Here is an 18896-nt window from a genome sequence, read left to right on the forward strand (position 1 = left end):
TCATAAAAACTCAACATAGCCTTTATATATACTAATATCGCTTTCTGTGGCGGTTGAAAGCCCCGAAATTACTTTTGCGGCTTCAAACAAACGTCAAAAAGCGGCGCGCCTCAATTCGCGGCGGCGCCTTCGATTTCCTGGCGCGAGGTCAGGATCTTGTCGATCACGCCCCAGTCCTTCGCCTCGTCTGCATCCATGAAATGGTCGCGATCAAGGGTTTTTTCAACCTCTTCGAGCGTACGGCCGGTGTGCTTCACGTAGACTTCATTGAGACGGCGCTTCATCTTGATGATGTCGCGGGCGTGGCGCTCGATATCCGATGCCTGCCCCTGGAAACCGCCGGAAGGCTGGTGAACCATGATGCGGGCGTTCGGGGTCGCAAAGCGCATTCCCTTTTCACCGGCGGCGAGAAGCAGCGAGCCCATGGACGCGGCCTGGCCGACGCAGAGCGTCGAGACCGCAGGGCGAATGAACTGCATCGTGTCGTAGATCGCCATACCCGCGGTCACGACGCCACCCGGCGAGTTGATGTAGAGCGCAATTTCCTTCTTGGGGTTTTCAGCCTCGAGGAAAAGCAGCTGCGCGCAGACGAGCGACGCCATCTGGTCTTCCACCGGGCCGGTGAGGAAAATGATGCGTTCCTTAAGAAGACGGGAAAATATGTCGTAGGAGCGTTCGCCGCGATTGGTCTGCTCCACGACCATCGGCACCAGAGCCATGGCGGTATCAACTGGATTTTTCATGTCCGTCCTTTGTCAAACTCTGCCCTTCGCGGAAATCCGCTCCGGAATCACTTCTAACCTTCATACTCCCTACATAGAGTGTCCCTGCCCCGTACTTCAAGACACGAAGCCGCATATCCTTAACGGCTCAACAGCGTTTGCAGGCCTTTCAGGCCGAGGTTGACAGGGCTTGCGGACCGGGCGGCGCCAGCCGGGCCTCTTTCCCACGCTGCCACCATTTTTTTACTATGGCGCGCGACGACGGCAAAAAATCGCCCGCCATGCACAGATATAACTTCTCACCGGCAAGAACTCGTTAGTATTTGCTGCTGATACTGGCCAGCGAATTTCCGGTTCCCGTTGGGGAATGGGCCCATCCGGGCGAAATGGCAGCTCAACAATTCCAGCGGGCATAACGCACCTCGTGCGGAAGGGCCCGCTTTTACCGCATTATGGCGCAGATAGGATTTTGCAATGCTGGATGCAAAGACGAGCACGCTACTGTGGGCGGCGGAGACGCTCACCCTTGCCGTGCTTTTGGGAACGCTGTGGCTGCACCGCCCTTCCCGCCGGCATAATCTCTATTTCGCGGCCGGTTTCCTCGCCACGGGCATCGGCACGGTAATGGTGGCGCTTCGTGGAGATATTTCCAGTTTTCTGTCCATCCAGGTCGGCAATACGCTCGCACTTTCCGCCTTCGGTTTCTGGCTTGCGGGCCTGCTGTGCTTCGAGCAGCGGAAAATCGGTGGCTGGGTCGCCATTCCGGCACTACTGTGGATCGCCGGAATGTTCCTGCCGCCCGTGCGTGAAAATATGGTGCCCCGCATCCTGCTCTATCACGCCAGTGCCGCCACCGGCTATTTCATGCTCGCCGGCGTCCTTCTGGCCAGCAAGGCGCGCACCTCACGCAGCCGCCTGGTTTTGGCCGCAATTCTGATCCTGCAGGCTTTTGCCGGAGCGTTTGTCGCATCCATCGTCATACCGGCCAATGCCGCGGCCCCCAACGCTATTCCGCTGACATCGGCGCTCGCCTTTTCCGGCATGCTCGGCTTCACGGCCATCATCATGATCAGCGCCAAGATCATCATGGAAGACACGGAAACGCGCCTTCACCGGCTCGCCATGACCGATCATCTGACCGGCGTTCTCAACCGTCGCGGCCTGCTGGAGGAGTTTGAGCGCATCAAGAAGAGGTCGCCGGCCTCCAGCCGTTACGTGGCGCTGGTGCTGTTCGATATCGACCATTTCAAAAAGATCAACGACAGATACGGCCACCAGTCCGGCGATGCGGTCCTCGTGCATTTCTGCAATATCGCCCAGCGTGTGATCGGCGATCGCGGGCTTTTCGTCAGGATGGGCGGCGAAGAATTCGCCCTGGTTGCCGAAGTGGAAAGCTCTTCCAGCACCGCGGCGCTTGCGGAAGCCATCCGCAGCAATCTGCGCCTTTCGAAGATCAGTTCGCGCGGTGAAGGTATCGAGGTGACCACCAGCGTCGGCATATCGGAAGCCATGATCAAGGACGCCGACCTGAATACGATGATGACGGAAGCCGACCGCGCGCTTTATGCAGCCAAGAAGGCCGGGCGCAACCGTACCGTCATCCATGTCAATTCGGCCAATGTCGTCGTGCCAGCTTCGGACCGCGACGAAAATCCGATGGACAACAATGCCGACCGCCAGGTGGCGGCGCTGAACCGGATATCCGCCATCGCCGGCCGATGATGATGTAACCATTCAGTGACATGCGCAGAGTTATCCGCAATGGATTTGTCTCCCTTCCCAAAGCGCGGCGCGCGGAATAGACCATGGGCATGACAGCGACATTTCCCTTTCTCAAAATCGACCACGCCAACCGCCGCATTTCCCTTGATGCCCGCGACCCGGCTTTCTACAACGACCCAAACCCGGTCTACGCGGCTCTGCACGCTGAATGTCCCACTTTCTACTGGGAAGAGCAGCGGCAATGGTTCTTCGCCGGTTACGACCATGTCAGCGCCCTTCTGCGCGACCGCCGCTTCGGACGGCAGATACTGCATGTGGCTAGCCGCGAGGAAATCGGCCTGCCGCAGCCGCTGGAACATGTGAAGCATTTCGACGCCGCCGAGCAGCATTCGCTTCTGGAGCTCGAGCCGCCGGAGCACACACGGCTGCGCACTCTCATCAACCGCGCCTTCGTGTCGCGGCACGTTGACAAGATGAAGCCGGAAATAGAGGAACTCGCCAACCGCCTCATCGACGCCTTCGAAAGCAAGGGCGAAGCGGAACTGCTCTCCTCTTATGCCGATATCATCCCGGTGACGATGATCGCCCGCATGATCGGCATTCCCGAGGAAATGGGGCCGCAGCTTCTGAAATGGTCGCATGCCTATGTCGGCATGTACATGTTCAAGCGCACGCCCGAAGATGAACTTCTGGCCGACAGGGCCGCGCATGAATTTTCAGACTATGTGCGCAGCGTGATCGCAGAGCGTCGGGCGGAGCCGAAAGACGATCTGCTGAGCCACATGATCCATACGGAGCACAAGGGCCAGTATCTGACCGACGATGAGCTCGTCTCCACCACCATCGTGCTGTTGAATGCCGGGCACGAGGCGACCGTACACCAGATCGGCAATTCCGTGCGTATCATTCTGGAAAGCGGCATCTCCCCCGAGGTCCTGTTCCACGACGATGCCGCCACGGAACGCACGGTGGAAGAAACCCTGCGCATCTGCGCCCCGGTGCATATTTTCCAACGCTGGGTTCTGGAGCCAGTCGAAATCGACGGCGTCGCGTTCAAGCGCGGCGACAAGGTCAGCCTCATCCTCGCCGCCGCCAATCTCGACCCGGCAAAGTTTTCCGATCCGCTGACGTTCCAGCCGGACCGCAACGAAGGCGCCAACGTCTCCTTCGGCGCCGGCATCCATTTCTGCATCGGCGCGCCGCTTGCGAGACTGGAGCTCAATCTGGCCCTGCCCCTGCTTTTCAAACGTCTGCCGGGCCTGAAGATCGCCGAGCCGCCCAAGGTGAAGGACGTCTATCATTTCCATGGTCTGGAGCGGCTCGATCTCAGCTGGTAGTGTGGGACAGCGAAGCCTCGTCTCTAGATCTGAGCCAGCCCACCGTCGACGGAAAGTTCCACACCCGTGATGTAGCTGGCTTTTGAAGACGCCAGAAACAGCACCGCCTCGGCAATTTCGTCAGGATCGGCCATTCGGCCGATCGGCGCCGCATCCTTCAAATAGGCCTTGAAACCGGCGATTTTCTCATCATCCATTTTCAGGCCATTTTCCATAATTGGCGTGCGGGTGACACCCGGGCTTATCGTATTGACGCGGATTCCCCGCCCCTTCAGGTCATTGGCAAAGCTGCGGGCGAATGACCGAACCGCCGCTTTCGAGGCATTGTAAGCGCTGAGCCTTTCCATACCCTTGTTGCCGACGATCGACCCCGTCAACACGATCGAACCGCCATCGCGCAGCACCGGCAGCAGGGTCTGCACCGTGTAGAATACGCCCTTCACATTAATATCAAAAATTCGGTCGTAAAGCGCCTCATTGGTCTCACCAAGATCGTTATTCTCGGCGATGCCGGCGTTGGCGACGAGTATGTCGACTTTCCGCCCATCAGCTTCTATGCGGCTCTTGAGCTGCTCCAGGTCCGGGAGCTTCGCGACGTCGGAAACGAAGCCGATCGCCCCTCTCCCAAGTTTGGCGATGGCGGCATCGAGATTGGCCGAATTGCGGCCCGTCACATAGACCGCAGACGCTCCACCTTCCAGAAACAATTTGGCGACTGAAAAGCCTATGCCGGTCGATCCGCCCGTGACGACGACCACTTGCCCGTTGAATATTCCAGACATTAAAAACTCCATAAATATCTAAACTTCCGAATAACCGTAATTCGGTATTTCGGTTTTATTGAAATATTGAAGCCTGTCAATCCATATGCTAGAGCCGACCCATGGTTCAGTTTTTTCATCCCGCTCGCGAGGACATATCGCTTACAGCCGTGCTGGCCGCCCTCGGCGAACCTGCACGCATGGGCATCATCCGCAAACTATGGGGGTCCGAGGCCGGGCAAAATTGTGGCGCGGCAGCGCCCTGCCAGGATATGCCGCGCTCAACCCTTTCCAGCCATATGCGAATCCTGCGTGAGGCCGGATTGATCCGCACCCATAAACACGGCGTCGAAAATATCAGCGTCGTCCGCCTCGAGGATTTGGAAGCCCGCTTTCCCGGGCTCCTTCCATCGATTCTCAAATTCGATGAGCAATAGCAGCTTTAGACCGTCACCCCGCCTCACAGCCGGATAACATAATCCTTCCGCGTGGTTTCCACGACCTCCCAGGTGCCGGTGAAGCCCGGGCGCAGGATAATCCTGTCACCCGGCCTCAGATCGCGCGGTGTGCCGCCGTCTTCGGTCAGGATGGAATGGCCTTCGAGAATGCTGAAATATTCCCATTCATCATAGACCACCCGCCATTTGCCCGGCGTAGACTGCCAGATGCCGGCATAGATGCCGCCGGGAGCCTCTTCGAGATTCCATGTCGTGAATTTGGGATCACCTGATATCAGTCTTTCCGGCGCAGGCGCGCCGTGCTCCACCTCAACGGCGCTGCTTTCAAAAGACACAAGATTTGTCATCGCGGCAGGTCCTCAGATTTTTTCAAAGGACTGTTCGAGATCGGCGATGATGTCCTTGACGTCCTCGATGCCGATCGACAGGCGCACCACATCTGGCCCGGCGCCGGCGGCCGTTTGCTGTTCCGGCGTCAACTGCGCATGAGTGGTGGAGGCCGGGTGGATGACGAGCGAGCGGGTGTCGCCGATATTGGCGAGATGCGAAAAAAGCTGCAGCCCTTCCACCAACGCCTTGCCGGCCGCATAACCGCCCTTGACGCCGAAGGTGAAGACCGAGCCCGCCCCCTTCGGCGAATAATGCTGCTGGATGGCGTGATTGTCGCTGTCCTCCAGGCCCGCATAATGCACCCAGCCGACCTTTGGGTGTGCCTTCAGCCATTTCGCGACGGCGAGCGCATTGTCGGAATGGCGCTGAACGCGCAGCGGCAGCGTTTCTATGCCGGTCAGGATCAGGAAGGCGTTGAAGGGCGAGATTGCCGGGCCGAGATCACGCAATCCCAGAACGCGGCAGGCAATGGCGAAGGCGAAATTGCCGAAGGTCTGGTGCAGCACGATGCCGGAATATTCGGGTCGCGGCTGCGACAGCGCCGGATATCTGTCCGTCGCCGACCAGTCGAAGGTGCCGCCGTCCACAATAACACCGCCCATGGAATTGCCATGGCCGCCAAGGAATTTCGTCAGCGAATGCAGCACGATATCCGCGCCATGCTCCAGCGGCCGCAGCAGATAGGGGCTCGCCATGGTGTTGTCGACGATGAGCGGCAGGCCGTGGCGATGGGCGACATCGGCGATTGCGGCGATATCCACGAAAGTACCACCGGGATTGGCGAGGCTTTCGATGAAGACGGCACGGGTACGACCATCGATCTGCGCCTCGAAGCTTGCCGGATCTGCGGCATCCGCCCAGCGCACCTGCCAGTCGAAACCCTTGAAGGCGTGGCCGAACTGGTTAATCGAGCCGCCATAAAGCTGGCGGGCCGCGACGAAATTATCGCCGGATTGCATGAGCGTATGGAACACCAGCAATTGCGCCGCGTGGCCGGAAGCAACGGCGAGCGCCGCTGTGCCACCTTCGAGCGCCGCCACGCGCTCCTCCAGAACCGCCTGGGTGGGGTTCATGATGCGGGTGTAGATATTGCCGAACTCTTTCAATCCGAACAGGGCGGCGGCGTGATCGGCGTCGCGGAAAGCATAGGCCGTCGTCTGATAAATCGGCGTCGCGCGCGCGCCGGTTGTCGGATCAGGCTGCGCCCCCGCATGAACGGCCAGTGTCGAAAAACCGGGATTGTTGCTCGGCATGATGTTTCCTCCATTGGAATTTTGGAGGGATCATAATGCCTTGGCGCCAAATGATAAGTGCAATCCGTACCAACTATCGCGCAATATTGAGACGCGGATACTCAATTGCGGGGCAACGGTCCATCACCACTTCCATGCCATAGGCTTCCGCCTTGGCGGCGGCATTGTCATCGCGAACGGAGAGCTGGCCCCAGATCACCGATGGCCGCTCGGGCAGTAAGATCGCCTCTTCGACGATGGCCGACAGATATTCCGGCGCCCGGAAAACGTCGATCATGTCCAACGGCTCGGGAATATCGGCGAGTCTGGCATAGACCTTCTGCCCCAATATTTCCTTGCCCGCCTGGCCGGGATTGACCGGAAACACGCGATACCCCTTGGACAGGAGAAAGCGCATCACGCCGTGGCTCGGCCTGTCGGGATTGGGAGAAGCACCCAGCAGGGCGATGGTTTTGACGTCAGTCAGAATTTTTCTGAGATAATCGGGCTCGTAAGTATCATGCTGCATGTCAACTTATCCCTTCCAGAACGTCATGTGGTTTGAAGAATGCCAGCGCCAATCCGCCATCCGAACGCCTCGCGAGCATGGCGTCTCGTGCATGATGTCGAAAACACAGCCCTGACGCCGCCGGTTGCGCCCACCCCTCCCATCTAGGAAGCTTCTTCATCCTCTTGAACCCCTGCCCAGCCAAAAATCGCTGCCGGAGAGTTCGACATCCTGCAGCGACCGCTTTTCGGTCACGCAAAATGATTTCACCAAACACAGGAGTTCAGATTTTATTGACCATTCCTGTCCAGTTTTAAAAAGTGGCGCAGACTGACCTGAATACCGCCACAAACAACATTGACGTGCAATTCATGCGCCGTTCGTCTCCTGTTTGTTTTCATTCCGTTCGCTGTTAAATTAGACGTGCCTAATTTTCAAGAAGTTATGTCGCAAACCAATCAATACATCGATCTGCAACGTTACAGTTATTAACAGCATGAATTTTTGAAATTTATTTTCATTCACGCCATTACCAAATTGATACACTGCTTTTCGAGGCATCCACAGGAGAGCAGCTGGAACATTTGGTGAAACAAGCCATTCCGCAGCCCCGGGCACGCCACTCGGCAGAACAATTAGCCGCGCGTCCAGCACTGATACCCACACCTGACAGATGAAATTCCGAGCAGAACCTGGCACCGAGCCCGCGCAAAATCATTCCGCCATTCGACGACATGAACAAAGTAAAAATTTTACGCGTGTAACAATATCTGCGACAGGCACACCCCATCCGGGTGGCTCTCCCGGTCGAAAACCATGTGCGTGGGCAATCGGAAAAGGCTGGCCACCCGAGGGAAATCGATTCCGGTTTTCAAACGGATGTTATAGGTTACCCAAAGTAGCCCGCGAGCGAGTCTCTATTGTGACATTTGACATTCTTCTTCTGGTGCTCATGGGCGCGATGCTGCATGCCGGATGGAATGCGCTGGTCAAAGCCGGATCCGACAAACCGCTGGACGCCTCGCTGATCGCGGCGGGCGCTGCGGCCTGTTCGCTGCCGTTTCTGCCTTTCCTGCCATTTCCCGCGCCGGTCGCCATTCCCTTCCTGATCGCTTCGGCCGTCCTGCAATTCGCCTATTTCCGCCTTGTCGCCGCCGCCTATACGATCGGCGACATCGGCCTTGTCTATCCCGTCATGCGCGGCGTGGCGCCTCTGATCGTCGCTGCGACGAGCGGCCTTTTCCTGGGCGAGATTTTGAGCCCGGTGGCGCTTGCCGGCATCGCCGTCATCTCAGGCGGCATCCTGACGCTCGCTTTCGAGGCGCGGCGCGGCGGCAGAAAGGCGATCATGGTCGCTCTGCTCAACGCTTTCGTGATCGCATCCTACACTTTCGTCGACGGTGTCGGCGCAAGGCTTTCCGGTAACGCCATCTCCTATACGTTGTGGATGTCGCTTCTGCCGCCCGTGCTGCTGTTCGGCTTTGCCCTTTACCAGCGCGGTGTGGGCCCGGTCGCAAACCATGCCCGGCGCAACTGGTGGCGCGGACTGATCGGCGGCGGCGGCTCCATTCTCTCTTACGGGCTGGCGCTCTACGCCATGACCAAGGCGCCTGTCGCGGTCGTCGCGGCGCTCCGGGAAACCTCCATTCTCTTTGCACTGGTGATCTCCGTGGTGATCCTGAAGGAACGCGCCAGCGTCTGGCGTTATCTTGCCGGAGGCATCATTGCAGCAGGCGTTCTGGTGATGCGACTGGGGTAAAACGGGGCTGTTTGATGAGGTAAAACAATACCCCATTATCAAGTCATTGTTTTTTATATCTTATTTTTACGACCTTCAGAATCCGTCATATTGACGCTTTCGTTCGCGCACCGTATAAGCGCGCCAGATCGGATTCCAGCCGGAATTGGGTCATTTGCGGTTGTCTTTCACGGCAACCAAACCAAGCAACAAGAAACGCCCGTATGCTCTTCATGCAAGAGGATGACGGGTCCACGTTAGAAAGTGAAATTCATGTCTACTTTCGTTCAGAAGCCCGCTGAGGTGGAGAAGAAGTGGGTCATCATCGACGCCGAAGGCCTCGTTGTTGGTCGCCTCGCCACCATCGTTGCAACCCGCCTGCGCGGCAAGCACAAGGCTACCTACACCCCCCACGTTGATGATGGCGACAACGTCATCGTTATCAATGCGGAAAAGGTTGCCCTCACCGGCAAGAAGTATTCCGACAAGAAGTACTACTGGCACACCGGTCATCCGGGTGGCATCAAGGAGCGTACGGCTCGCCAGATCATCGAAGGCCGCTTCCCGGAGCGCGTCGTTGAAAAGGCCGTCGAGCGCATGATCCCGCGCGGCCCGCTCGGCCGTCGCCAGATGAAGAACCTGCGCGTTTACGCCGGCTCGAACCATCCGCACGAAGCACAGCAGCCAACCGTTCTCGACGTGGCCGTGCTTAACAAGAAGAACGTAAGGAGCGCCTGATAATGGCCGATCTTTCCTCTCTGAAAGACCTCGCCCCGGCATCGGAAGCTTCGGCTCCCGTGCACGTCCGCAAGGTTGACACTCTCGGCCGCTCCTACGCGACCGGCAAGCGCAAGAACGCCGTAGCCCGCGTATGGGTCAAGGCCGGTTCTGGCAAGATCATCATCAACGGCCGCGATTTCACCGCGTATTTCGCACGTCCGGTTCTGCAGATGATCCTCCAGCAGCCTATCGTCGCCGCGGCCCGCACGGGTCAGTTCGACATCATCGCCACCGTTGCCGGTGGTGGTCTGTCCGGTCAGGCCGGCGCTGTTCGTCACGGTCTGTCCAAGGCCCTCACCTACTTCGAACCGGGCCTGCGCTCCGTTCTGAAGAAGGGCGGCTTCCTGACCCGCGACAGCCGCGTTGTCGAGCGTAAGAAGTATGGTAAGGCCAAGGCCCGCCGTTCGTTCCAGTTCTCGAAGCGCTAATCGCTTCTCAGAACGGTTCGTTCAGAACTCCGAAAGGCGGGGCTTCGGCTCCGCCTTTTTTTCATGGCTCTCCTCCCTTGTTTTTTTAGCAGGAAGACAGCACCTTCAGCGCGAAACGCAATGGGGTGAGATATGCCGGCCAAAACCATCGACCATGCCTTCACCGCAACGGCCCTGACATCGGCCGCTACCGACCCGACCCATGCAGGCGTCCTCTCCTTCATGCGGCGTAAATATACGAAGAACCTCAAGGGCGTATCCACGGCCATCTGGGGCATCCCCTTTGATGCGGCCACCTCCAATCGACCGGGCGCCCGTTTCGGGCCGCAGGCGATCCGCCGGGCTTCGGCGATCTTCGACAACGATCCGCAATATCCCTTCGCGCGTGATCTTTTTGCCCAAATGCCGACCATCGATTACGGCGACTGTCTGCTCGATTACGGCAATCACTGGAAGACACCTGATACGATCGAAAAGGAAGCGCGAAAGATTATCTCCAAGACGGATTATCTGCTGACGCTCGGCGGCGATCATTTCATTACCTGGCCGCTTTTGAAGGCGCATGTCGCGAAGCACGGCCCGCTGGCGCTGGTGCAGTTCGACGCACATCAGGACACCTGGTTCGATGACGGCAAGCGCATCGACCACGGGTCCTTTGTGGCGCGCGCCGTGCGCGACGGGCTGATCGACCCCGACCGCTCGATCCAGATCGGCATCCGCACCCATGCGCCTGACGATTTCGGCATTCGCATTCTCCATGGTTATGAGGTGGAGGAAATGCGGGCGAGCGATATCGCCTCGCTGATCGTCAAACACACGGCCGGCATGCCCGCTTATCTGACCTTCGATATCGATTGCCTCGATCCCGCATTTGCGCCGGGAACAGGCACGCCAGTCGCTGGCGGGCCGACCAGTGCGAAAATTCTCTCCGTTTTGCGCGGGCTTGGACAGCTCGATATTCGCGGCTCGGACGTGGTGGAGGTCGCGCCCGCCTACGACCATGCGGATATTACCGCCATTGCCGGAGCGACCGTTGCAATGTATATGCTTGGCCTGCGTGCCGAACGGCTGGCGAAGGCTGGCTGACAAAGACAACGGCGCTTGCCAAACTGATTCCGAATACCCTCGCAACACTTTGAAAAGTCAGGACAAGGACATGACAGCGAAGATCTTCATCGATGGCGAACACGGCACCACGGGTCTGCAGATCCGCACGCGCCTTGCCGGTCGCCGCGATATTGAGTTGCTGTCCATTCCGGAAGCCGAGCGCCGCAATGCGGCAATGCGCGAGGATATGCTCAACAACGCCGACATTTCTATCCTCTGCCTGCCGGACGACGCTTCCCGGGAAGCGGTCTCGATGGTGGCCGGCAATAACAATGTCCGCATCATCGATACCTCGACCGCCTATCGTATCCATCAGGACTGGGCCTATGGCTTTGCCGAAATGGATAAGGAACAGGGCGAGAAGGTTCGTTCCGCCCGTCTCGTCGCCAATCCGGGCTGCTATCCGACCGGCGCAATCGCACTTCTGCGCCCGTTGCGCGCCGCAGGCCTGCTGCCGGACGGTTATCCGGTCAGCGTCAATGCGGTTTCCGGTTATACCGGCGGCGGCAAGCAGATGATTGCCCAGATGGAAGACCAGAGCCGCGATGACGCCGTCAGCGCCAATAATTTCCTTTATGGCCTGTCGCTCAAGCACAAGCATGTGCCGGAGATGACCATTCATGGTCAGCTCGACCGTGCACCGCTGTTTTCGCCCTCCGTCGGTCGTTTCCCGCAGGGGATGATCGTGCAGGTGCCGCTGTTTGCCGCTGACCTGAAGGAAGGTGCGACCATCGAAACGATCCACGCGGCGCTGACTGCCCATTATGCGGGCCAGGACATCGTCAGTGTGGTGCCGCTTGCCGAAAGCAAGGGGCTCTCCCGCATCGATGCGGAGGAACTGGCGGGCAAGGACACGATGAAGCTTTTCGTCTTCGGTACGCCGGGCGGTGAGCATATCAACCTCGTGGCGCTGCTCGACAATCTCGGCAAGGGCGCATCCGGTGCGGCGGTACAGAACATGGAACTGATGCTCTCTGCATGAGAATGTTCTCATGAATATTGCCACCCCATCTTTTCCGGCCTCGTGGAATATCGAGGCCGCAGAACAGATTGCCGATACGCCGGCCGGGGTGGTGTACGAGCTTTCGCGCAGCGATGGTTCCCTCGCCGTCGCCAAGGTTCTGAAAAAGAAAGTATTGAAGGACAGCCTTCGCGGCGCGGATTTCATTAAATGGCGCGCTGGCATCGGCTGCGTGGAGCTGCTCGACCGCTCCGACGATATTCTGCTGATGGAACACGCCGGCACGGAGACCCTGCGCGACGTGCTGTTTCGCGACGGCAACGACAACGCCACGACGGAAATCGCCGCCGATGTCCTGCTCAGATATCATCAGCCATCGCAGCAGAAGCCGCCTTCAAGCCTGCTCACGCTGCCGCTCTATTTCGAGAGCCTGTTTCGCAAGGCCGAGCTGGATCGCACCGACGGCATGGACAGCCCCTATATCGAGGCGGCCACGCTGGCGCAGGCGCTGATCGACCGGCAGCGGGATGTGAAGCCGCTGCACGGCGATCTGCATCACGAAAACATCATGCGCAGTGAACGCGGCTGGATCATCATCGATCCGGCTGGCCTGATCGGCGATGCGGCGCTCGATGTCGCCAATATGTTCTCCAATCCGCTCGACCGTTTCGACCTTACCCGCAACGAGGCGCGCATCGCCTCCATGGCGGCGATTTTCGCGAAGGCTCTGCAACGGGACGAGCGGGTATTGCTGCAATATGCTTTCGCTTATGGCTGCCTTTCCGCCGTGTGGCACGAAGAGGACGGCAATGCGGAAGAGCGCGACAACGAACTCGCCGTCGCGGCCGCCATCAAAACGGTGCTCAGGCAGTTCTAAGCCGTCTCAGTCCCTGACTTCGACCGCAACGGGGGCCGGATATTCGCCAATGAAACCGCGCCAGTGGGCGACGGCGAAACCAAGCACAATCAGCGCCATGCCCTGATGGGCAAGCGCCACATGAATATCCACATGCATGAGCAGCGTGGTGATGCCTAGCGCCGCCTGAATGGAGACGAGCACGAAGAACAGCACCGCGCGGCGGGCGTGTGGTGTGCCGGGCAAGGCGCACACCATCGACACCATATGCCAAAGCGTGGCGGCAAACAGCGTATAGGCGCCGAGGCGGTGGACGAATTGCACCGTCTTGGGGTTCTCAAAAAGGTTGATCCACCAGGGCTGTTGCAGGAAGAGATCGCCCGGCACCAGTGAGCCGTCCATTAGCGGCCAGGTATTGTAGGAAAGGCCAGCATTCAGCCCCGCCACCAATGCGCCTAGATAGATCTGGAAGAGACAGAGCACCGTCAGCAGCGCGGCAAAACCCCTGCCCGTCTTTTCGCCGGCGGCCTCGGGAGAATGGTGTGACAATCCGCGCAAAATCCACATGCAGCCCGCAAAGATGAGGCAGGCGATAGTCAGATGCGTGGCAAGGCGGTATTGCGAGACATCCGTGCGGTTGACGAGGCCGGAAGAGACCATCCACCAGCCGATGAAGCCCTGAAAACCGCCAAGCGCCAGCAGACCGACCAGCGGCAGGCGCAGGCGCTTTTCGACGCGGCCTGTCAGCCAGAAGAAGGCGAGCGGCAAAGCGAAGATGAGGCCGATGGTGCGGGCAAGCAGGCGATGCGCCCATTCCCACCAGAAAATCGTCTTGAACTCGTCGAGCGACATACCCTTGTTGATTTCCTGATATTGGGGAATGCGCTTGTAGAGCTGGAATTCCTCTTCCCATTCGGCGACGGAAAGCGGCGGAATGGCGCCGTGGATCGGCTTCCATTCGGTAATCGACAGGCCGGATTCGGTGAGCCGCGTGGCGCCGCCGACGAGGACCAGACAGAAGAGCGTGAACAGCACAACGCGCAGCCAGATGCGAAGCAGCCGGCGGTCCTTCTCCTGTTTCTGCAGGGCAGCTTCCACCACCATGTCCGCCGAACCATTTGCCATTGTCATGCCGCTCGAACGCATCTTTCAGGTCTCCCTCATACAGTCATGTTGATTAGCCCCAACCGGCGCCACAAAACAAGGCCTCAGGGTTTGCGGCATGCGGTCGCGGCGGTATAGTCGGCCAGTTGTTCAATCACGGAAAATTTCATGCACCCTCGCCTCAGATCGCTTATCGGCACCATCGTCATCATCTGCCTCGTCGTCGTTTACGCCGTGGTGGCGACGGCCATTGCATCGGCGGCGCTGGCGCAATCGCCCTGGTGGGTGCATCTCGCTTATTTCGTGCTGACCGGAATCTTGTGGGTTCTGCCGGCGATGCTGATCATCAAGTGGATGGCCGGACCCAAAAAACAGGGTTAAGCGCCGACCATTGCATGACACCCTGAGGTCGCAATTTTATAAACCGATTGTTTGCCGCTCAGCGATATAGTCCGACCCAAACAACCGGAGAGAGTGGATGGCGGCTGAGGGGCCGATCTTTATCAGCGACGAGCAAGCACCGACCGCCGTGCAAAACGAGCGGCGGGGTGCTGATCGCCTGTTGATCGATCTGGTCGATGACGCCTCCACCATCCGCGTCGACTGGGAGCGGCTGGAAAACGATCCGCTCAATTCGCTGCATCAGGGTTTCGGCTGGTGCTCCATCTGGGCACAAACGCAGGATAGCGCGCTCCTGACGCTTCGCGGCCGGCAACGCGGCAAGACGATCTTTCTGCTGCCTCTCGAAATCGTAATGGAAGGCGTCGTTCGCAAGGCGCGTTTTCCAGGCGGCCGTTTCAACAATATCAATACGGGGCTTTTCGAACCCTCTTTTGCCGGACAGGCCGGAAAGGAAATCGCGACGGCGATTGCCCGCGAGGCGCGGAAGCTGTTGCACGGTCGAGCCGATATTCTGGCTTTGCAGAACATACCGCTGACGTGGCGCGACAGGACCAATCCCCTCTCGCATCTTGCTTCCGTCGAAAACCAGAACCCGGCCTTCCAGCTTCCCCTGTTCGAAAGTTTCGAGGCCACGCTTCGGCAGGTCAATGCCAAGAGGCGACGGAAGAAATTCCGCATCCAGAGCCGAAGGGCCGAGGAAATGGGCGGCTACAGCCATGTGATCGCGCAATCGCCACAGGAAAAATGCGAATTGTTGCAGGCGTTTTTCCGCCAAAAGGCCGCTCGCTTCGCCTCGCAGGGCATTCCGGACGTGTTTCGCGATCAATCGGTGAAGGATTTCTTCTACGATCTCGCCAATTTCCCACAGACGGGCACGGACAGCCTGCTGGAGCTGCACGCCATTCGCCTGCATGGCGAAAACGAGGGCGTCATCGCCGCGATAGCCGGGCTTTCGCGCAAGCAGGATCACATCATCTGCCAGTTCGGTTCGATCGATGAATCCGTTTCGGAAATCAGCCCTGGCGAATTGCTGTTCTGGCTGATGATCGAAAGGGCCTGCCGCGAAAAGGCGGCAATCTTCGATTTCGGCGTCGGCGACCAGCTCTACAAGCGCAGTTGGTGCCCGCTTTTCACCGTGCAGCACGATATATTCCTGCCGGTGACGTTGAAGGGTCGTGTTGCGGCCTCGGCCTATGTCGCCATTGCCCGGACGAAAAGCCTGATCAAATCCAATCCGGCGCTTTATGCGTTGATACAGCGGTTTCGCGCCGGACGGCCGAAGATGGACAGCGCCGCCGACTGAGGTGCCGGCGCAGTAGGTATGGGGCGCCTCAGGCCGCGCTCAGATGGCCCGGCGTGCGCATGCCGGTCAGCGGCAGCGCCTGTTCATAACCCTCGGCAACCAGTTCACCGAGCGTCTTTTCCAACAATTCGCTATCCTTGCCCGGAACCGAGACGATAATTTCCGCCGGCAGGTTACGCAGCATTTTCCCGAGGCTCGAAATCTGTACCGCGCCGCATTCGACGAGGACGGTATCATAAGCGTCGGAGAGCGCGCCGAGAATCATCGTCAGACGGTCTATCGCGCGCATAGCCTCACGCGGCTGCGCATTGCCACGCGGCACGATATGGGCGTCGGACAGGCGGTCGCCGTGAATTGTTTCGCCAAAGGCGGCCGCGCCCGCCAGAAGGTCCATCACACCGGGAAGTCCAGCCTCCGACGCCATCAATCGCGTCGGACAGGCTGACGCCGTCATGTCGACGAGAACGACCGAACGGCCCATTTCGGACAGAGCACGGGCCAGCATGACGGTCGTGGTCGAACCACTATCACCGGCCGGAGACACGATCGCGGCGACCGGCTTGGCAAGGCGGGTAGCCAGGAAACCTGCAACGGCGTTAATGGAGAAATCGTCATTGGCGTCGACCTCCTCCTCCACTGCCTCCTCTTTGGCGGCCGTGACATCCTGCACCGGCAAGGCCGGTATGGCGGCCGCAGCGGCGACGGCCGGTACACGCCGTTCTTCCTCTTCGGCAACCGGCTGGTATGCCGCGACCGGCATGGCTCGCGCGGCAGGCTGCATGGTTTCATGGCGCGCTGCTAAAGGCTGTCCCGGCGCATCCGTGGTCCTGTCCGGATCGACCGGCCCGCGTGAAGGAGGAGGCGGATCGGAGAGCGGCGGAACTTGGTTCCTGCCCAACGGCTTCAAGGCCCGGCCGGTGAAGAGCTCCACCAGCATGACGACGATGCAGGACAGCAGAAAGGCAGCCAGCGTCACGACGATGGTGATGGCGCCGGTCTTCGGGAAATAGGGTTCGCGCGGCTCCACCGCCGTCGAGATGACGCGCGCATCGGCCGGCGTGGAATCCACCGAACCGGCGCGCGATGTCGCTTCGCGGTAACGGGCAAGATAGGTTTCCAGAAGCTGCCTTTGCGCAGAAGCTTCCCGCTCCAGATCGTTGAGACCGACCTGCTGTTCGCCGGCACGAACGCTTTCCGATTTCAGCATGTTCAGCTGCTGAACCAGTTGCCGTTCCCGCAGACGCGAAACATTGGCCTCGTTTTCGAGACTTGCCAGCACCTTGCGGGTTTCTTCCTGAATCTGCCGCTGTATGCCGTCAAGCTGATTGCGCAGCGCACGGATGCGCGGATGGCCTTCCAGCATCGAAGACGAAAGATCGGAAATCTGGCTGCGGATCGTCGTCTCGTTTTCCTTCAGCCTCTGGATCGTCGGGGAACCGACGACATCGGGGAAAGTATCAAGCGGACGGCCGTTAGCAAGCGCGCTGCGCACGCCTTCCGCCCGCGCCTCGGCATTGGCGCGCTCTCCGCGGATACGGCCAAGTTCGGTGGAGATATCGCTGAGCTGGCGGGTGGCGAGCGTTTCGCCCTGCCCCGCCGAGAGAAGATCGGAGGAGGCACGATAATCCGCGACCTTCCTGTCGGCCTCGCGCACCTTTTCGCGCAGATTGGCGATTTCCGGCTCCAGCCAGCGCGCCGCTTCCGTGCTTGTATCCAGCTTTGCGCCGCTTTGCAGGGCGATATAGGCCTTCATCATCTCATTAGGGATGGCAGCGGCAAGCTTCGGGTCCTGCGAGGAAAATTCGACAGTGATGACGCGCGAGCTTTCGACCTGATAAACCTGCAGCTTTTCCCGGAAGGCCTTCAGCACCCGCTCTTCGGGCAACACCTGAAGCGGGTCCTTCTTGACGCCGACGGCGACCAGCAGCTGCGAGATGAGCGAAGGATGGGCCTCCGGATCGAACTCATCAAGCTCATAGAGCTTCATGTCTTTCGCGACCTGTTTGATGAGATCGACCGATTGCAGGATCTGCACCTGGCTGGAAACGGTCAATTCGTCGAGAACCGGCTCGGCGGGCGCATTGGACTGCTGCGAAGCGCCGAAGGAGGCCGTGCGGGATTCGATGAGCACGCGCGCCTCGCCCTTATAGGCGGGCGACATCATGCTGGCGATCACGAAGGCGGAGCCTCCGGCCAGAAGCGTTATCGCCGCGATCCGCCCCTTGCGCTGCCATATGGCCGCGACAAGCTGCGCAAGATCGATATCCACATCCCTGTCGTCAATGCGATCGCCGTTCATGCAGGCTCCGTAACCGAGACAAACCTCGGGCGTTCAAATATAGATGGTCAATTTTCGCGAAGCTTAAGTCTTGCGGGTAACACAACAGTTAATCCCGCAGAATCCGACGAAATAAAGCCGATATTACCATCGCTCGCGCCGGCTGTTTACCGCACATTAACCCTAACAGAACGATAAGAATGATCAAAGATCGACTCGGAGCCAGATGAGATGCCGCTCGCCGGATCACGACATGTCACCGCACTGACGCTCGCCGTTTTGACGGCCCTTTCCGGCTGCGCGGCATATCAACCCGCGCCGAGGTCCTTTAACGAGGCTGCGCTGCAACCCTATCATGTCGATAGCGGCGACAGGCTGCGCATCAACGTGTTCGAGCAGGCCGGGCTGACCAACACCTATACGGTCGACCAGGCCGGTTATGTCGCCTTCCCGCTCGTCGGTCAGGTTCCCGCACGCGGCAAGACCCTGCCGCAGCTCGAAGCCGCCATCGCCGCCAAATTGCGGCAGGGTTACCTTCGCGATCCAGACGTGACGATCGAGATCGACCGTTATCGCCCGGTCTTCATCATGGGCGAAGTCGGTCGTCCCGGCCAATATTCCTATGTGCCGGGCATGACCGCGCAAAACGCCATAGCCATTGCCGGCGGCTTTACTCCGCGCGCCAATCAGGCCGATGTCGACATTACCCGCAAGATCAACGCCGAGGTGATGACCGGCCGGATCGGGATCACCGCGCCCATTCTGGCGGGTGATACCGTCTATGTGCGTGAACGCTTCTTCTGAGAACG

The 18896-nt window shown here is 59.2% G+C and carries 19 protein-coding genes; 12 read left to right on the top strand and 7 right to left on the bottom strand.

The window, feature by feature from the left end; genetic code table 11:
* Nucleotides 1-110: 110 nt before the first annotated feature.
* On the bottom strand, nucleotides 111-743 hold the full coding sequence (clpP, locus tag AGR1_RS07305; RefSeq protein ID WP_003521529.1) for an ATP-dependent Clp endopeptidase proteolytic subunit ClpP: 633 nt from the start codon (nucleotides 741-743) through the stop codon (nucleotides 111-113).
* Between the two features lie 453 nt (nucleotides 744-1196).
* Between clpP and AGR1_RS07310 the strand changes: the two genes are divergently transcribed.
* Complete coding sequence (locus AGR1_RS07310; RefSeq protein WP_149146585.1) at nucleotides 1197-2444, top strand: GGDEF domain-containing protein; 1248 nt, start codon at nucleotides 1197-1199, stop codon at nucleotides 2442-2444.
* 83 nt (nucleotides 2445-2527) lie between these two features.
* Complete coding sequence (locus AGR1_RS07315) at nucleotides 2528-3781, top strand: cytochrome P450 (protein ID WP_162927373.1); 1254 nt, start codon at nucleotides 2528-2530, stop codon at nucleotides 3779-3781.
* Nucleotides 3782-3804: 23 nt separating this feature from the next.
* Here the strand turns inward: AGR1_RS07315 and AGR1_RS07320 are convergent, their stop codons facing one another.
* Nucleotides 3805-4575: an SDR family oxidoreductase gene (locus tag AGR1_RS07320; protein WP_187772072.1), complete on the bottom strand. Its 771-nt coding sequence runs from the start codon at nucleotides 4573-4575 to the stop codon at nucleotides 3805-3807.
* Between the two features lie 89 nt (nucleotides 4576-4664).
* Between AGR1_RS07320 and AGR1_RS07325 the strand changes: the two genes are divergently transcribed.
* Nucleotides 4665-4979 (top strand): helix-turn-helix domain-containing protein, encoded by a 315-nt coding sequence (locus AGR1_RS07325; RefSeq protein ID WP_080790894.1) that lies wholly within the window; start codon nucleotides 4665-4667, stop codon nucleotides 4977-4979.
* A 23-nt stretch (nucleotides 4980-5002) separates the two neighbouring features.
* Here the strand turns inward: AGR1_RS07325 and AGR1_RS07330 are convergent, their stop codons facing one another.
* The 3 genes from AGR1_RS07330 to AGR1_RS07340 all read right to left on the bottom strand — a co-directional run bounded on the left by AGR1_RS07330 (nucleotide 5003) and on the right by AGR1_RS07340 (nucleotide 7151).
* A complete protein-coding gene (locus AGR1_RS07330; RefSeq protein ID WP_080790895.1) occupies nucleotides 5003-5347 on the bottom strand; it encodes a cupin domain-containing protein in 345 nt (114 codons plus the stop codon).
* A gap of 12 nt (nucleotides 5348-5359) precedes the next feature.
* Complete coding sequence (locus AGR1_RS07335; protein WP_149146587.1) at nucleotides 5360-6643, bottom strand: O-acetylhomoserine aminocarboxypropyltransferase; 1284 nt, start codon at nucleotides 6641-6643, stop codon at nucleotides 5360-5362.
* A 73-nt stretch (nucleotides 6644-6716) separates the two neighbouring features.
* Nucleotides 6717-7151, bottom strand: a complete 435-nt coding sequence (locus AGR1_RS07340; RefSeq protein ID WP_149146588.1) for a CoA-binding protein — start codon at nucleotides 7149-7151, stop codon at nucleotides 6717-6719.
* 901 nt (nucleotides 7152-8052) lie between these two features.
* On the opposite strand from AGR1_RS07340, the gene AGR1_RS07350 reads away from it, so the two are divergent.
* The 6 genes from AGR1_RS07350 (at nucleotide 8053) to AGR1_RS07375 (ending at nucleotide 13021) form a co-directional block, all read left to right on the top strand.
* The gene (locus AGR1_RS07350) at nucleotides 8053-8889 is read left to right on the top strand and encodes an EamA family transporter (protein WP_149146589.1); all 837 of its coding nucleotides are present in this window, start codon (nucleotides 8053-8055) and stop codon (nucleotides 8887-8889) included.
* 252 nt (nucleotides 8890-9141) lie between these two features.
* The gene (rplM, locus tag AGR1_RS07355; RefSeq protein WP_080790898.1) at nucleotides 9142-9606 is read left to right on the top strand and encodes a 50S ribosomal protein L13; all 465 of its coding nucleotides are present in this window, start codon (nucleotides 9142-9144) and stop codon (nucleotides 9604-9606) included.
* Nucleotides 9607-9608: 2 nt separating this feature from the next.
* The gene (gene rpsI / locus AGR1_RS07360) at nucleotides 9609-10076 is read left to right on the top strand and encodes a 30S ribosomal protein S9 (RefSeq protein ID WP_051795849.1); all 468 of its coding nucleotides are present in this window, start codon (nucleotides 9609-9611) and stop codon (nucleotides 10074-10076) included.
* 132 nt (nucleotides 10077-10208) lie between these two features.
* Complete coding sequence (speB, locus tag AGR1_RS07365; RefSeq protein WP_080790899.1) at nucleotides 10209-11162, top strand: agmatinase; 954 nt, start codon at nucleotides 10209-10211, stop codon at nucleotides 11160-11162.
* Nucleotides 11163-11232: 70 nt separating this feature from the next.
* Entirely contained in the window at nucleotides 11233-12165 is a 933-nt protein-coding gene (gene argC, locus AGR1_RS07370; protein WP_149146590.1) for an N-acetyl-gamma-glutamyl-phosphate reductase, read from the top strand.
* Between the two features lie 10 nt (nucleotides 12166-12175).
* On the top strand, nucleotides 12176-13021 hold the full coding sequence (locus tag AGR1_RS07375) for an aminoglycoside phosphotransferase family protein (RefSeq protein ID WP_149146591.1): 846 nt from the start codon (nucleotides 12176-12178) through the stop codon (nucleotides 13019-13021).
* A 6-nt stretch (nucleotides 13022-13027) separates the two neighbouring features.
* On the opposite strand, the gene AGR1_RS07380 is transcribed toward AGR1_RS07375, so the two are convergent.
* The gene (locus AGR1_RS07380; protein ID WP_162927517.1) at nucleotides 13028-14131 is read right to left on the bottom strand and encodes a COX15/CtaA family protein; all 1104 of its coding nucleotides are present in this window, start codon (nucleotides 14129-14131) and stop codon (nucleotides 13028-13030) included.
* A gap of 141 nt (nucleotides 14132-14272) precedes the next feature.
* Between AGR1_RS07380 and AGR1_RS07385 the strand changes: the two genes are divergently transcribed.
* Both AGR1_RS07385 and uppA read left to right on the top strand, forming a co-directional pair.
* A complete protein-coding gene (locus AGR1_RS07385; protein ID WP_020811154.1) occupies nucleotides 14273-14485 on the top strand; it encodes a DUF2842 domain-containing protein in 213 nt (70 codons plus the stop codon).
* A gap of 97 nt (nucleotides 14486-14582) precedes the next feature.
* Complete coding sequence (gene uppA / locus AGR1_RS07390) at nucleotides 14583-15809, top strand: polysaccharide biosynthesis GNAT family N-acetyltransferase UppA (protein ID WP_149146592.1); 1227 nt, start codon at nucleotides 14583-14585, stop codon at nucleotides 15807-15809.
* Nucleotides 15810-15837: 28 nt separating this feature from the next.
* On the opposite strand, the gene uppB is transcribed toward uppA, so the two are convergent.
* The gene (uppB, locus tag AGR1_RS07395; RefSeq protein ID WP_149146593.1) at nucleotides 15838-18108 is read right to left on the bottom strand and encodes a polysaccharide biosynthesis protein UppB; all 2271 of its coding nucleotides are present in this window, start codon (nucleotides 18106-18108) and stop codon (nucleotides 15838-15840) included.
* A 210-nt stretch (nucleotides 18109-18318) separates the two neighbouring features.
* Here uppB and uppC point away from each other — a divergent pair, with 210 nt between their 5' ends.
* Nucleotides 18319-18891 carry a polysaccharide export protein UppC gene (gene uppC / locus AGR1_RS07400; protein WP_080790905.1) on the top strand — a complete coding sequence of 191 codons (573 nt, stop codon included), beginning with the start codon at nucleotides 18319-18321 and terminating at the stop codon, nucleotides 18889-18891.
* Nucleotides 18892-18896: the final 5 nt, after the last annotated feature.

This window comes from Agrobacterium sp. B1(2019), assembly GCF_008274755.1.
GTDB classification, from domain to species: Bacteria; Pseudomonadota; Alphaproteobacteria; order Rhizobiales; family Rhizobiaceae; genus Agrobacterium; species Agrobacterium salinitolerans.

What these genes read in the sequence shown, in the direction of transcription:
- clpP (WP_003521529.1), bottom strand. Translation starts at nt 743, where the DNA reads ATGAAAAATCCAGTTGATACCGCCATGGCTCTGGTGCCGATGGTCGTG.
- AGR1_RS07310 (WP_149146585.1), top strand. Translation starts at nt 1,197, where the DNA reads ATGCTGGATGCAAAGACGAGCACGCTACTGTGGGCGGCGGAGACGCTC.
- AGR1_RS07315 (WP_162927373.1), top strand. Translation starts at nt 2,528, where the DNA reads ATGGGCATGACAGCGACATTTCCCTTTCTCAAAATCGACCACGCCAAC.
- AGR1_RS07320 (WP_187772072.1), bottom strand. Translation starts at nt 4,575, where the DNA reads ATGGAGTTTTTAATGTCTGGAATATTCAACGGGCAAGTGGTCGTCGTC.
- AGR1_RS07325 (WP_080790894.1), top strand. Translation starts at nt 4,665, where the DNA reads ATGGTTCAGTTTTTTCATCCCGCTCGCGAGGACATATCGCTTACAGCC.
- AGR1_RS07330 (WP_080790895.1), bottom strand. Translation starts at nt 5,347, where the DNA reads ATGACAAATCTTGTGTCTTTTGAAAGCAGCGCCGTTGAGGTGGAGCAC.
- AGR1_RS07335 (WP_149146587.1), bottom strand. Translation starts at nt 6,643, where the DNA reads ATGCCGAGCAACAATCCCGGTTTTTCGACACTGGCCGTTCATGCGGGG.
- AGR1_RS07340 (WP_149146588.1), bottom strand. Translation starts at nt 7,151, where the DNA reads ATGCAGCATGATACTTACGAGCCCGATTATCTCAGAAAAATTCTGACT.
- rplM (WP_080790898.1), top strand. Translation starts at nt 9,142, where the DNA reads ATGTCTACTTTCGTTCAGAAGCCCGCTGAGGTGGAGAAGAAGTGGGTC.
- rpsI (WP_051795849.1), top strand. Translation starts at nt 9,609, where the DNA reads ATGGCCGATCTTTCCTCTCTGAAAGACCTCGCCCCGGCATCGGAAGCT.
- speB (WP_080790899.1), top strand. Translation starts at nt 10,209, where the DNA reads ATGCCGGCCAAAACCATCGACCATGCCTTCACCGCAACGGCCCTGACA.
- argC (WP_149146590.1), top strand. Translation starts at nt 11,233, where the DNA reads ATGACAGCGAAGATCTTCATCGATGGCGAACACGGCACCACGGGTCTG.
- AGR1_RS07375 (WP_149146591.1), top strand. Translation starts at nt 12,176, where the DNA reads ATGAATATTGCCACCCCATCTTTTCCGGCCTCGTGGAATATCGAGGCC.
- AGR1_RS07380 (WP_162927517.1), bottom strand. Translation starts at nt 14,131, where the DNA reads ATGACAATGGCAAATGGTTCGGCGGACATGGTGGTGGAAGCTGCCCTG.
- AGR1_RS07385 (WP_020811154.1), top strand. Translation starts at nt 14,273, where the DNA reads ATGCACCCTCGCCTCAGATCGCTTATCGGCACCATCGTCATCATCTGC.
- uppA (WP_149146592.1), top strand. Translation starts at nt 14,583, where the DNA reads ATGGCGGCTGAGGGGCCGATCTTTATCAGCGACGAGCAAGCACCGACC.
- uppB (WP_149146593.1), bottom strand. Translation starts at nt 18,108, where the DNA reads ATGAACGGCGATCGCATTGACGACAGGGATGTGGATATCGATCTTGCG.
- uppC (WP_080790905.1), top strand. Translation starts at nt 18,319, where the DNA reads ATGCCGCTCGCCGGATCACGACATGTCACCGCACTGACGCTCGCCGTT.